The sequence below is a fragment of the Tardiphaga sp. 866_E4_N1_4 genome (genome assembly GCF_052076075.1).
Lineage (GTDB): Bacteria > Pseudomonadota > Alphaproteobacteria > Rhizobiales > Xanthobacteraceae > Tardiphaga > Tardiphaga robiniae.
The window spans coordinates 2153812-2167186 of sequence record NZ_CP197242.1; the positions used below are offsets into that span (position 1 = coordinate 2153812).

Below are 13375 nucleotides of genomic sequence, written 5' to 3' on the forward strand. Positions count from 1 at the left end.
CGGAGAACCACGCGCATCGAAAATTTGCGGGACGCTCATTTATTGTGCGACGCACGCGGAATAGGCAGCGAATTGCGAGGTATTATTTTGCCGACTTCGTCGGCGTGCCGACCCGCGGATCGGTGCTATCAACCGGGTCCAATTTCTAACGAACGGACCGCTTCATGCCGACCATTCCGGTGATCACCGAACCTGCCCTCGCATCGCTCCGGAAGGTGATGAGCACCCTGAAGGCGGCGACCGTGGTCTCCGCGGCGGCGATCCTGTCTCAGGGCAAAAGCGATCTCGAAGCGAATGCGGCGGCAGCGTTCGGTCATTTCGAGGATGTCTCACGGCAACTTCATATGTTCCGAAAGAGCGCCCTTGAGGACGCGCTGATACCGACCAAAGACAACACTGTCACTGTGGATGTCGATATCGATGCCCTCGATCGCGCCGTCGACGATATAGATCTACAGATCGCACAAACCAAAGGCGCACTCCACGCAGTCGTCGAGAGTTCTGATCGCAGCGGGCTCGAGGCCTTTGCCGAGTGCATCGGCGAACTCGGCCATGCGCTGTTAGGCATGGTCACCCTCATCGCGCCATCGGCCGCACACGGCGACGCACCGTTCCTGTTCGATCAGTTCTTCCTGGAGTCGCTGCAGGAACTCTCGCAACGCGACTGGAGCGCGACCTGATCGCAGATAGCAGACGGCCGAGATCGCTTACGCCTCGGCCTTTTCCGGCATCATCGGCTGCGGCACCGTGCCCTCGCCCGGCTTCATCCGGAAATTATAGGTCATCAGATGCCACGGCCCCGTGGCAGGCTGACCATCAGGCATAAAGGCATCGCTGCGCTTCTCGACGGTGGCGATCAGATCGTCCTTCACGCCGAACACGACATCGGAGTCGAGATATTCGTCACCCTCGATGAAGACGTGGGTAATCAGCGGCTCATAACCGGGCGCGGCGACTAGGAAATGCACATGCGCCGGACGCATCGGATGGCGTCCCGTCTTCAGCACAAGATCTCCGGCCGGACCGTCGGTCGGGATCGGATAGCTGCAGGGCAGAATGGTTCGGAAAAACAGCCGGCCATCGCTGTCGGTGATGAAGCGCGCACGCGACGACGGGCCCTGCGTGGCATAGCTGGCTTTCTGCGAGTCGTAGAAACCGTCATCATCGGCATGCCAGATATCGACCGGCACGCCGGCCAGCGGCTTGCCATCGAGATCGGTGACGCGGCTCTGCACGAACATGCGCTCCCCCGTGAGGCCCGGAGAGATATCGGCACCATGCGCCATGACGGGATGCTCGCCGACATAGAACGGTCCGAGCACCGTCGTCTGTGTGGCCCCCTCACGCTCCCTGTGGTTGACGGCATCGACCAGCATCGAGACGCCCAGCACGTCAGAGAGCAAGATGAACTCCTGCCGGATCGGCGTGCATTTCTGGCCCGTGCGGGTTAGGAAGTCGATCGCCACTTCCCATTCACCGAAGGTGAGATCAGTTCTGCGGACATAGTCGTGCAAAGACTTCACGAGTTCTTGCAGCAGAAATCTCGTGCGCGGATCGGGCGTCTTGTCAAAGCTATGGATCACCGCCGCAGTGAGTTCAGTGTCATTGAATTGGGTCATAATTCCATCCTGAGCAACGCGACGCGATTACATCTTTAAGGATACACCAAACAGAGCTTCACGTAAGCTCGCCGCGCTACAAACCCATATGGACAACCGCTGATTTTCATCAATAGAAATGAACCGCGTCCACACATCGGAGTGATGTTGCAATGCCGTCGTCCCAAAGCCTGAGCCCTTCGTCTGCGTCACCCGAACAGGTCGGCATGTCGACCATGGCACTGGCCCGCGTCGAAGCGCATCTCAAACAGCGCTATATCGATGCGGGCCGCTTTCCCGGCACACGGCTGCTCGTCTATCGCCGCGGCGAGATCGCGCATAGCACGGCGCAGGGCTTTGCCGATGTGGAGCGCAAAGCCCCCGTCAAGGACGATACGATCTTCCGCATCTATTCGATGACCAAGCCGATCACGACAGTCGCCTTCATGATGCTTGTGGAGGAAGGACGTGTCGCGCTCGATGAACCCGTTCATAAATATATTCCCGAATGGGCAAATCTCGGCGTATTTCAGGCTGGCGTGACGGCACCATTCCTGACGAAGCCACCGGCCCGTCCGATGCAGATCGTCGACCTGCTGCGTCACACATCCGGACTCACTTACGGATTCCAGCAACGTACCAATGTCGATGCCGCCTATCGTGCGCTCAAGATCGGCGAGGTCGAGAAATCCGGTACGCTGGCGTCAATGATTTCAGATCTCGCCAAAATCCCTCTGGAGTTCTCGCCAGGCGACGCGTGGAATTATTCGGTCTCGACCGATGTGGTCGGCTATCTCATCGAGAAGATCGGCGGGAAACCGTTCGAACAATTTCTGCAGGAGCGCATCTTCAATCCGCTCGGCATGACTGACACCAGCTTCTTTGTGCCTTCCGACAAGGCGCATCGCTTCGCCGCCTGCTACGCCGCCGACGGCAAGGGCGGCTTTGTTCTTCAGGACGATCCCGCGACGAGTTCATTCCTGTCGCCGCCTAAGATGATTTCCGGCGGCGGCGGCCTATGCTCCACCGCCGCGGACTATCTCACCTTCTGTCGCGCCCTGCTCAATGGCGGTGCGCTCGGCGACGTGCGCCTGCTCGCTCCGAAGACGATCGCGCTGATGACCAACAATCATCTGCCCGGCGGGGCCTACGTCGCCGACATGTCGACGTCGATGTTCAGCGAAACGAGCTATGCCGGCGTCGGCTTCGGACTTGGATTTTCGGTGATGATGAATCCGGTCAAGACCATGATCCCCGGCAGCGCCGGTGAGTATGGATGGGGCGGCGCGGCGAGCACGGTGTTCTGGATAGACCCGGCTGAACAGCTGATCGCAATCTTCATGACGCAGCTGTTGCCATCGAGCGCTTATCCGGTTCGGCGCGAGCTGCGTACCATGATCTACTCCGCGATTACCGACAGCAATGTTTAGTAACGAACGGTATGATCAATATTGCTCAGTCGGTGCGCGCCAGCGGGCACATCGCGCTCAGCACGAATCAAATGAAATTCTCTCTCAGTGAGAATTTGGAATGAAACTTCCGGTGCGCATGGGACGTAGCAACAACCACCCACGGAATTGTGATATTACGTCGGTGCTACACAGGAGATCGTAAAGTGCGAAATTGCAGCTGGAAATCGCATGGAATGCTGCATGCCAGAGATTTGCAGCTTACGAATGCGAACGACTCTCAGTTATCCTGCGTGCGTCAGGCAAGTCACATGTGTATAGCATGATGACCAACTTGTACTTTCGCTTCCGCTGCAAGGCCCGTATCGATAGAAAGTTGAGTTCCGGTATTCGTTGGAAGTTTTGCAAGCAATGCGAAGTAGCAACAGAATACCGCAAGGTTTTTTGTACGATTGGATGACCCTCGCGATTACGTGTCGATCAATTCGAGTATCGCGACGATTTCAGCCATCCCAATCGTCATGACGATGTGTATAACAGAGATGCCTTTGAAAGTTAGCTTTAAGGGCTCTCGGGCTAAGAAGCTCTAACAAGAAAATAAAACCAAACTCCCTTATTCAAACAAACTGAATGGTGACGAATGAAGCAACGTAGCGCCGGCAAACCCGACATTGAGATGGGCAAGAGGATCCGTCTGCGTCGTGTTGAGCAGAAAATTTCGCAGGCGGATTTAGGCGAAAAGCTGGGCGTCAGCTTCCAGCAGGTTCAGAAGTACGAAAAGGGTGTCAATCGCGTTGGCGCTGCGCGTCTTCAGCAGATTGCGACGGCGCTCGATGTGCCGGTCACCTTCTTCTACGATGGCGATGGCAAGAGCCGCGAAGTGGAAAGCTTGCTATTCCTCGATAGCGCTTTCAGCCTCCGCTTGCTTCGTGCTTACAGCCGCATCAAGAGCCAGACGGTCCAGCGCCAGATGGTCGTCCTGATGGAAGCGATCGCCGACGAAGAAAAGTAATCGTCGCATGGCCGCCGGAGCGACCCGGCCGCTGATCGGCTCGATTTCAATCCCCCCTCGACACGAAAAGAACTCGCCGTAACCGCGGCGAGACTTTACGCATCTGCACCTAGCGGTGGCACAGTTGTTGCTGGAATATTCGTGAACCTCAGGGGGAGCGAACCATGTCTACAGCTACGATTACCGCCGTCGAACCAATCCGCAAGCCTCTCTATCAGTCGCTCTTCGTGCAGGTGCTTGTCGCCCTGCTGCTCGGCATCGTCCTTGGCATCGCCGTGCCGGACTTCGCGGTCGGCCTGAAGGTCTTCAGCGACGCCTTCCTCAAACTCATCTCCATGATTGTGGCCCCCATCGTGTTCTGTGTGGTGGTGCATGGCATTGCGGGTGCCGGCGACCTCAAGAAGGTCGGCAGGGTTGGGGTCAAGGCGCTGATCTATTTCGAGGCCATGACCACGCTGGCGCTCGTTGTCGGCCTGGTGCTGGCCTATCTGTTCGGCCCGGGCCACGGCATGAACATCAATCCGGCCTCGCTCGACGGCAAGGCACTCACGACGGTCGCAGACAACGCTCACAAGCTGCAGGGCGGCGGCATCGGTAGTTTCCTGCTCAACATCATTCCGACCACCTCGTTCGACGCTCTGGCGCGCAACGACGTCCTGCAGGTGCTGTTCTTCGCCATCCTGTTCGGCACCAGCCTGGCGCTGGTCGGTGGCGAGAAGGGCGAGCGGATTTCGAGCTTCATCGAAGCCGTATCGACCGTTCTGTTCCGCGCCATGGGACTGATCGTTCGCCTCGCCCCGATCGGCGTGCTCGGCGCTGTCGCCTATACGGTCGGACGCTACGGTGTCGGATCGCTGAAGCAACTCGTCTCGCTGGTGGTGCTGTTCTATGTCTCGGTCGCGATCTTCGTCTTCGGCGTACTCGGCGGCGTGATGGCGCTGGCCGGGCTGAACATCATCAAATTCCTGAACTATCTGCGCGAAGAACTCACCATCGTGCTCGCCACCGCGTCATCGGATGCAGTGCTGCCCCAGGTCATGCGCAAACTCGAACGGCTCGGCGTCAAGGACAACGTGGTCGGCCTCGTGATCCCGACCGGATACTCGTTCAACCTCGATGCATTCTCGATCTATCTGACGCTGGCCGTCGTGTTCATCGCGCAGGCCACGAATACACCGCTGTCCTTCGGCGACCTCATGCTGGTGCTGGGCGTCTCGCTGGTGACGTCGAAGGGCGCCCACGGCGTACCGGGCTCAGCGATCGTGATCCTTGCCGCGACGCTGAATGCCGTGCCGAGCATTCCCGCCATCGGTCTCGTGCTGGTGCTGTCGGTAGACTGGTTCATCGGCATGGCCCGCGCGCTCGGCAACCTGATCGGCAACTGCGTTGCCACCGTCGTGGTCGGTGCATGGGAAGGCGATCTCGACCATGCCAAGGCGAAGCGTGTGTTGGATGGCGAAGAGCTCGTGGACGTGACGGCCGGCTAATTGCCTTCGAGGCAAAAAAGAAGCGGCCCGAAGGCCGCTTCTCGGTGTCAGAACGAATGCTTCAACCCTACGCCGGCGTGAGGATCGCGCGGCCGACCAGCTTGCCGTCTTTCAGATCGTTCAGCGCCGCATTGGCCTTTGCAAGCGGCATCGGGCTCGTCGGGATCGGCTGCACCTTCTTGGTGCGCACCAGCTCCAGCAGTTCCTTGGTCTCGCGGAGATTGCCGACATAGCTGCCCTGGATGGTCAGCGCCTTCATGGCGATCAGCGGCAGCGCCCAGGTGGCGCCGCCACCGAACAGGCCGACCATGATCAGCTTGCCGCCCTTGGAGAGCACGTCGAAGCCGAGCTGCGTCGTCGACGGAGTGCCGACCAGATCGATCACCGACAGGATCGGCTGACCGGCGGCCTTGGCAAGCTGCTCAAGCGCGTCGGGCGCATTGCCGTCCACGGCCGCCAGAGCGCCGGCCTTGATCGCCGCCTCGCGCTTTCGCGCATCGATATCGACAACGATGGCGCCCTTGCCGCCCATCGCCTTCAACAGTTCAAGCGCCATCAGGCCGAGGCCACCGGCCCCGAAGATCACGATCGGATTGCCGAGATCGCTCTCGATCTTCTTCAGCGCGCTATAGGTCGTGACGCCCGAGCAGGCGTAGGGCGCGGCGATGACCGGATCCATGCCCTTGAGGTCGATCAAGTAGCGCGGATGCGGCACCAGGAGGTGATCCGAATAGCCACCATCGCAATGCACGCCGAGGCAGCGCGGCGCAAGACAGAGATTCTCATCACCGGCAAGACAGACCACACATTTGCCGCAGCCGATCCATGGATAGGCCAATGCGATATCGCCAATCTTGACGCCGCCGGCTTCCTGCTGCGCATCCGGACCAAAGGCAATGACTTCGCCGACGGTCTCGTGACCCATGGTGCGCGGCAGCGTGATGCCGCGGTCCTTCAGCGACAGCTTCTTGCGGCCGTGGCCGAGTTCATAGCCGCCTTCCCAGATGTGCAGGTCGCTATGGCAGACGCCCGCAGCCTTCACGCGGATCAGCACCTGCGTGCCGGTCGGCTGCGGGGTCTGCTCGTCGACCTCGCCGAGCGGTTCGTTGAATTCGAGAACCTTGAAGCTCTTCATTGTGTTTTCTCTCCCGGTTGAAGTTTCTTGTTATCCGCAAGATGGGTAGAGCGAAGCGAAACCCATCGCATAGAACCCGATCATGATGGGTTTCGCGACGACGCTCTACCCATCCTGCAGGGTCTCAGCCATGCGCTGCGCTTGCGCTCCTGATTGCTTCCCAAACCTTGATGGGCGACAGCGGCGTATTGAGCTGCGTGATGCCCAGTGGTTGCAGAGCATCCAGCACGCCATTGACGATGCAGGGCGGACCACCGATCGCGCCGGATTCTCCGCAGCCCTTCGAGCCGATCGGGTTGGTGACGCAGGGTGCCGAACCATCCAATGTCACTGACAGAGGTGGCAGGTCACCCGCGCGCGGAATGCAGTAATCCTGATAGCTGGCGGTGATGAGCTGGCCATCCTCGTCGTAATGAACGTTCTCGAACAGCGCTTGGCCGATGCCCTGCGCCACGCCGCCGTGGATCTGGCCGGTCACCAGCATCGGATTCACCGCCACGCCGACATCGTCGACCGTGGTGTAGCGAACGACATTGGTGATGCCGGTCTCCGGATCGATCTCGACCTCGCAGATATGCGTTCCGTTCGGCCAGGTCGGGCCGTCCGCCACGCCGGTCGACTCGACGCTGAGCTGTTCGCCGTCTTCGGCTTTCGCGATCTCGAACAGGCCAACGCGCTTGTCGGTGCCGACGACGGTGAGGAAACCCGCGGAATACTCGATGTCCTCCACCGAAGCTTCGAGCATGTTGGCCGCCTTCTCGCGCGCCTTGGCGATCATGTCGGCGGCCGACACCACCGCGGCAGTGCCGCCAACGAACAGCGAACGCGAACCGACACTGCCCATGCCGACGATGACGTCGGTATCGCCCTGGATCACATCGATCTTGTCGATGCCAATGCCAAGCGCTTCAGAGACGAGCTGCGAATAGGCGGTCTGCAGGCCCTGCCCCATCGCCATGGTGCCGGAATGCAGGATGACGCGGCCATTGGCCGTGGCGCGCAGGCGAACCTTCTCCGTGGTGCCCGGACCGCCGGTCCATTCGATATAGCTGGTGAGCCCGCGGCCGTAGAGCAGGCCTTTCTTCTTCGCCGCCTTCTTGCGCGCGGCGAAGCCGTCCCAATCCGACAGTTCGGTGGCACGGTCGAGCATGTGCGCGAAGGCGCCACTGTCATAGGTCTGGCCAACGGCGTTCTTATAGGGAAATTGCGTCGGCTTGATGTAGTTGACCTTGCGGATCGCGCGCGGGTCCATGCCCATCTGCCGTGCGGCGGCGTCCATCAAACGCTCGATGATGAAAACGGCTTCCGGACGCCCGGCACCACGATAGGCGCCCACGGGTGCGGTGTTCGTGATGACCGCCTTGATGTCGTAATGCACGTTCTGCAGGTCGTAGACGCCGGTCTGCACGAACGGCCCCAGCACCAGCGGAATGATGACAGCGGTGGCCGACATATAGGCACCGGTGCCGCCGATCGAACGGACGCGATAGGCCAAGATCCGACCCTTGGCATCGAGCGCGAGTTCTGCCGTCGACGTCAGATCGCGACCATGCGTCCCGCCGACAAATTCGTCGGTACGATCGCCGCGCCAGCGGATCGTCTTGTTCAGCTTCACGGCTACATAGGCGACGACGCCGTCTTCGGGATACAGGCTCGTCTTCTGGCCGAACCCGCCGCCGATATCGCCCACCACCACGCGGATCGATTCCTTCGGACGCTTGAGCACCGCGTCGGCAAGGATATCGCGGGTCGATGCCGGGGTCTGCGACTGCACGTACAGGGTCAGCTTGCCGGACTTCTTGTCGACTTCAGCGATGGTCGAGCGCGGCTCCATGGCCGATGGCACGAGACGCTGACTCACGATATCCAGCGACACCGTATGCTTGGCAGCGGCAAAAGCAGCCTCCACCTTGGCAGGATCGCCATAGCTGGTGGCCGCAACGATATTGTCCGGTGCATCCGGCCAGACCACCGCCGCACCGGGCTTCATCGCCTCGACGGGATCGACCACCGCAGGCAGGACGTTATAGCTGATGTCGATCGCCTCGGCCGCGAGCTGGGCAGCGGCGCGCGACGTGGCGACGATCGCCGCCACCGCTTCGCCAGCGAACCGCACGACTTCATGCGCGAGCAGCCGGCGCGGCGGAAAGGTCGCCGCCGAGCCGTCGGGACGCTTGAAGATCGGCAGCGTCGGCAGCGTGCCGACATCGTCGGCCACGAGATCCGCGCCGGTATAGATCGCCTCGACACCGGGCATCGCCTTCGCGGCGGTGACGTCGATGGCGGTGATCTTCGCATGGGCATGCGGCGAGCGCAGCAGATGCAGCCACAGCGCGCCGTCTTCCGGTCTGTCGTCGATGAATTTGCCCTGCCCGGTGAGAAGTCTTTGATCTTCAAGGCGCTTGGGAGAAAGACCGGCGCCGAAGCGCAGATTGCCGGGCAGAATGTTCATCAGACGTCCTTCAATGGCGAGCCTTACGGGCGGGCTGTATGGTTTCTAGCCCAGAAAGACCGCGTGAGCCAACAGGCCAGCCGCACAAGGCTGAGCGACAGAATGTGCATGAGCGCTGCTCGTTTGCGCGTCTGGCGGCAACGATATCGATCAGCCGACATCCCGCAAAACGGCTTCGATCACCTTGCGCTCGTCGGCGGTCAAAGCCGGCTGCGGCGCCACGGGGTCGCCGACCTCGTAGCCCTGGATCGCGAGGCCCGTCTTGATGCAGGCCGCCAGATTATAGCGCGCAAAGGCCTCGTTGAGCCGCCACATCCGCCGTTGCAGGACCATGGCCTCGTCCCAGCGATGCGCCTTGCAGAGATTGTAGAGTTCGACGCTCTGCTTCGGCACGACGCAGGCCGGGCCTGCCATCCAGCCGACGCCACCGATCAGCATGACAGCTGACGGAATATGCGCCGAGGCGGCAAACACTTTCAGTCTGTCGCCGCAGCGATTGATGATCGACAGCAACCGCCCGGTATTGGTGGAGGCATCCTTGATATACTGGATGCGCGGATGTTCGGCGAGCCGCGCCACAACGTCGAGCGTCAGATCCGAACGCTGGAATTGCGGATTGGTATAGATCACCACGGGAATATCGACGGCATCCGCGATGGCGCGGAAATAGGATTCGATCTGCGCATCCTTGAGCGGGAAATACGCTTCGAGAATGGCCAGGATGCCGTTAGCACCGAGCTTCTGATACGACTTAGCCTGCGCCACCGCATCCACCGTCGAGGTCGAGGCCACGCCCGCCACCACCGGCACGCGCCCGCCTGCCGCATCGATCGTGGCCTGCACCACCGTCCTGCGCTGCTCGCGATTGAGATAGGCGAATTCGCCGGTCGAGCCGAGCGGCGTCAGACCATGCACGCCCGCGCCGATGAGATCCCCGCACAGGCGGCCCAGCACATCGGTGCGGATACGCCCCTCGTCATCAGCAGGCGAGACGAGATAGGGAAACACGCCGTGGAAATCTGCCATCGCATCAGGCCTTCGGCTTAAAATTCTCGATCACGCGCAACAACACGCGCGCGCCGACCTCGACATCCGCATCGTCCACATGCTCGGCGGGATTGTGGCTGATGCCGCCGCGACAGCGTACGAACAGCATCGCCACATCGGCAATATCGGTCATCGCCATGCCATCGTGGCCGGCGCCGCTCGGCAGCTCGAAAGCGCGATAACCCTCGGCAGTAATTGCATCGGCGATCTGCTTCTGCAGCCAGGGCGCGCACGGCACTGTGCGATTCTCATGGGTGATGTTGATCTGCAGATCGAGCTTGCGCGCTTTGGCGATCGACTCGATCTCACGCACCATGTCGGTGATTGCGAGCTTGCGATAGGAATCCTTTGGCGACCGGATATCCATGGTGAACGATACCAGCCCGGGAATGACATTGGTCGCACCCGGCATCGCATTGATATAACCGACGGTGCCGACAAGACCGCCGCGGTCCGACTGGCAGAACTCCTCGATCGCAACGATACATTCGGCGCCGCCCACCAATGCATCGCGCCGCATCGCCATGGGCACCGTGCCGGCATGGCCAGCCATGCCGTGCAATTCGACGGCTAGCCGCGTTGCACCCGAAATAGCAGTCACGACACCCACCGGAAGCTTCTGCGCTTCAAGCACGGGCCCCTGCTCGATATGCAATTCGAGATAGGCAAGCAATTCGCCGGGCGCGCGCGCTGCGGCGCCGATGTGATCGGGATCGAGGCCGAAGGTGATCATCGCCTCGCGCATCGAGATACCCGCTTTGTCGCGGCCACCGAGCACACTCTCGACAAAAGTCCCGGCCACCGCACGGCTGCCGAGCAGCGTCGACGCAAAGCGCACGCCCTCCTCGTCGGCGAAAGCAGCGATCTCGATGGCGAAGGGCAAACGAAGGCCGCGACGGTTGAGATCGCCGACGCAGGAAATCGCCGTGATGATCCCGAGCGGTCCGTCCCAGCGGCCGGCATCGCGGACGGTGTCGTAATGTGAGCCCAGCATTAGGCACGGCAGACCGGGCCGGTCGCCTTCATAGCGTCCGCAGACATTGCCGATCGCATCGATACGCGCCCGCATGCCGGCTGCCTGCATCCAGCCGATGATCAGTTCGGCGGCAGCACGATGTTCCGGTGTAAGGAATATTCGCGTGATGTTGTCCGGCGCTTCCGAAATAGCAGCCAGCGCGTTGATGCGTTCGACGATCTCGCCGCCGAGCGATTGGCCGGAAGCTCCGACGACTTTCTCTTCCATCGCAATCATGCTTCTTTGTTCAGACCACTGGCCCGGCTGAGACTTGAATGATCCAGCTCGTAAATACTAGTGCGGCCAGCAGGGCAAAGCGAATCCGCGCTCGGCCTCGCGGGAAACTAGCAGATTTCGACACCCGGACGACAGGAGCCCCCCGATGGCCAAGCAAGACTCGTCGAGTAGAGATGAGGCCCTTCTCAGACTTTCTTTCGACGCCGCCCGCAAAGCCATGGAGCGCGGCAACCATCCGTTCGGCGCGATCCTGGTCGATGCACACGGCAAGGTCCTGATGGAAGCCGGTAACGCCTTCATGCCGTCCCATGACGGCACCGCCCATGCCGAACGGCTGCTCTGCAGCGAAGCCTCGATTGCCTATGACGAGAGCGAACTAAAGACTTTCACGCTGTATTCGTCGGCAGAACCCTGCGCCATGTGCGCCGGCGCGATCTATTGGGTCGGCATTGGCCGGCTGGTTTATGGGCTCGGCGAAGCGAGGCTCAAGGCAATCACCGGCGACCATCCGGAAAATCCCACGCTGGATCTGCCTTGCCGCGACGTGTTTGCAGCAGGGCAGAAGAGCATCGAGGTCGTCGGACCACTGCTGGAAGACGAGGCAGCCGCGCAGCACGAGAATTTCTGGGCGCAGCTGCGTTAGCGGCACGCGCGCTGGAGCTTGCAAAAAACTGAAGGCGCCGCGAGGACATCGCGACGCCATCAGCCTGGAGATTGGCCTTGGAGAATTAGCCCCGGAAGTCAGCTCAGATCAGAACTTGACGGTGACGCCGGAATAGAGCGAGTCCTCGCGGCACGATCCCGGCGCAAACGTGGTGCACGGCAGGCTGGCATTCTCATCCAAGCCGAACTTGTTCCGCCAGAGCCGATAGGCCACCCACACGTCGACATTGTGAGTGTATTTCGGTCCCCAGATCGCCTTGCTGGCGTCGAAGGTCAGACGGATCGGTTCGGCGTTGATCTCCATCTTGGTTGCCGTGCCGATGATCTGGCCGTTCTCCGAACCTTTCGGCCCGTAGAAGCCTGCGCGGCCGCTGATCGCGAAATAATCCATGCTCGGTGGCAGGAAGCCGAGATCCATGTAGTAATTGAGTTCAACGGCCCAGGTCGGGTTGAACTGGCGGTTGCCATCGATGTTGCACGAGACGCCCGGGATTTGACCGGGAGCGCCGGCGTAACCGCACTGCGTAAAGGTGCTGCGGTTGGCGAATTCGTAATAGAACAACGGATTGACGTTGAAGAAGCCCTTGTAAGGCAGGTCGAAAGCGAATTGCAGACCGGTCACGACGTCGCGCTTGGATGCGGAGAAGAACCGGTTTTCAGTGCTGCCATCCGCACCGATGACGAACGACACGTTGCGCAGCGGGCCCATCGAGAAGGCCTTGGTGTTGAAGACCTCGTTGAAGCCGATCGTGCTGCGGATCAGGCCGTAGATTTCTGTTGCGCCTTCGCAGCCCGTGATCGGACGCAGCGGATCGGCGCACGGATTAGCCGGGCTGCTCTTGCCCGCCTTCTCGAGGCCGATGTTGAAGAAGTTGGTGCCGTAGGTCCACACGTCGAAGTGGGTGAAGGCGAAGACCTGCTTGGTGGTCTTGGCGGTGACGCCGGGATCGACCGCCCCCCACTGATAGGCATAGGTGAAGCGGTTATCGATCAACAGGAAGAACGGCAGATCTGGGATCGGCTTTGCCTTGACCGGCATGGCCGCCATGTCGGCGGCGCTTGCCGAGCCTGTCGGCACCATGGCTGTTAGCGACAGCAACGTCGCGGCTGCGATTGCGCGGAAACGATTGGCCATTGGATTTACCCCCACCTGTTGACAATGATTGCGTGCCTCTCGCGAGAGAGTTGTTGCAATCAGTCCGGGTGAGAAGCCTCAACTTTTTCCAATAGTTGCCACGGATTTCATCAGGGATGCCCAGTGAAATCAGTATTTTATGCTTGAAGCATCGTGTTTTCGGGATGGTGAAATGACACCATGCG

Annotated in this window: 11 protein-coding genes; 5 read left to right on the plus strand and 6 right to left on the minus strand. The window is 60.6% G+C overall.

Features of this window, described 5'->3' with window-relative positions:
• Nucleotides 1-164 precede the first annotated feature (164 nt).
• A complete protein-coding gene (locus tag AB8B20_RS10690) occupies nt 165-680 on the plus strand; it encodes a hypothetical protein (protein WP_439072526.1) in 516 nt (171 codons plus the stop codon).
• A 27-nt stretch (nt 681-707) separates the two neighbouring features.
• On the opposite strand, the gene AB8B20_RS10695 is transcribed toward AB8B20_RS10690, so the two are convergent.
• Nucleotides 708-1619 carry an intradiol ring-cleavage dioxygenase gene (locus AB8B20_RS10695; RefSeq protein WP_439072527.1) on the minus strand — a complete coding sequence of 304 codons (912 nt, stop codon included), beginning with the start codon at nt 1617-1619 and terminating at the stop codon, nt 708-710.
• Between the two features lie 152 nt (nt 1620-1771).
• On the opposite strand from AB8B20_RS10695, the gene AB8B20_RS10700 reads away from it, so the two are divergent.
• The 3 genes from AB8B20_RS10700 (at nt 1772) to AB8B20_RS10710 (ending at nt 5506) form a co-directional block, all read left to right on the plus strand.
• Nucleotides 1772-3028, plus strand: coding sequence for a serine hydrolase domain-containing protein (locus AB8B20_RS10700; protein ID WP_439072528.1), 1257 nt, complete (start codon nt 1772-1774; stop codon nt 3026-3028).
• 619 nt (nt 3029-3647) lie between these two features.
• Complete coding sequence (locus AB8B20_RS10705; protein WP_089265251.1) at nt 3648-4019, plus strand: helix-turn-helix domain-containing protein; 372 nt, start codon at nt 3648-3650, stop codon at nt 4017-4019.
• 164 nt (nt 4020-4183) lie between these two features.
• Entirely contained in the window at nt 4184-5506 is a 1323-nt protein-coding gene (locus tag AB8B20_RS10710) for a dicarboxylate/amino acid:cation symporter (protein WP_089265252.1), read from the plus strand.
• Between the two features lie 67 nt (nt 5507-5573).
• Here AB8B20_RS10710 and AB8B20_RS10715 read toward each other — a convergent pair whose 3' ends face one another.
• The 4 genes from AB8B20_RS10715 to AB8B20_RS10730 form a co-directional block, all read right to left on the minus strand.
• Nucleotides 5574-6641 carry an alcohol dehydrogenase gene (locus tag AB8B20_RS10715; protein WP_439072529.1) on the minus strand — a complete coding sequence of 356 codons (1068 nt, stop codon included), beginning with the start codon at nt 6639-6641 and terminating at the stop codon, nt 5574-5576.
• Nucleotides 6642-6765: 124 nt separating this feature from the next.
• Nucleotides 6766-9093 carry a xanthine dehydrogenase family protein molybdopterin-binding subunit gene (locus AB8B20_RS10720; protein WP_439072530.1) on the minus strand — a complete coding sequence of 776 codons (2328 nt, stop codon included), beginning with the start codon at nt 9091-9093 and terminating at the stop codon, nt 6766-6768.
• Between the two features lie 150 nt (nt 9094-9243).
• Nucleotides 9244-10119, minus strand: coding sequence for a dihydrodipicolinate synthase family protein (locus AB8B20_RS10725; protein ID WP_093756675.1), 876 nt, complete (start codon nt 10117-10119; stop codon nt 9244-9246).
• Between the two features lie 4 nt (nt 10120-10123).
• Nucleotides 10124-11392: an allantoate amidohydrolase gene (locus AB8B20_RS10730; RefSeq protein WP_439072531.1), complete on the minus strand. Its 1269-nt coding sequence runs from the start codon at nt 11390-11392 to the stop codon at nt 10124-10126.
• A 145-nt stretch (nt 11393-11537) separates the two neighbouring features.
• On the opposite strand from AB8B20_RS10730, the gene AB8B20_RS10735 reads away from it, so the two are divergent.
• Nucleotides 11538-12035 carry a nucleoside deaminase gene (locus tag AB8B20_RS10735; protein ID WP_439072532.1) on the plus strand — a complete coding sequence of 166 codons (498 nt, stop codon included), beginning with the start codon at nt 11538-11540 and terminating at the stop codon, nt 12033-12035.
• 108 nt (nt 12036-12143) lie between these two features.
• On the opposite strand, the gene AB8B20_RS10740 is transcribed toward AB8B20_RS10735, so the two are convergent.
• On the minus strand, nt 12144-13190 hold the full coding sequence (locus AB8B20_RS10740) for a hypothetical protein (protein WP_439072534.1): 1047 nt from the start codon (nt 13188-13190) through the stop codon (nt 12144-12146).
• Nucleotides 13191-13375 lie beyond the last annotated feature (185 nt).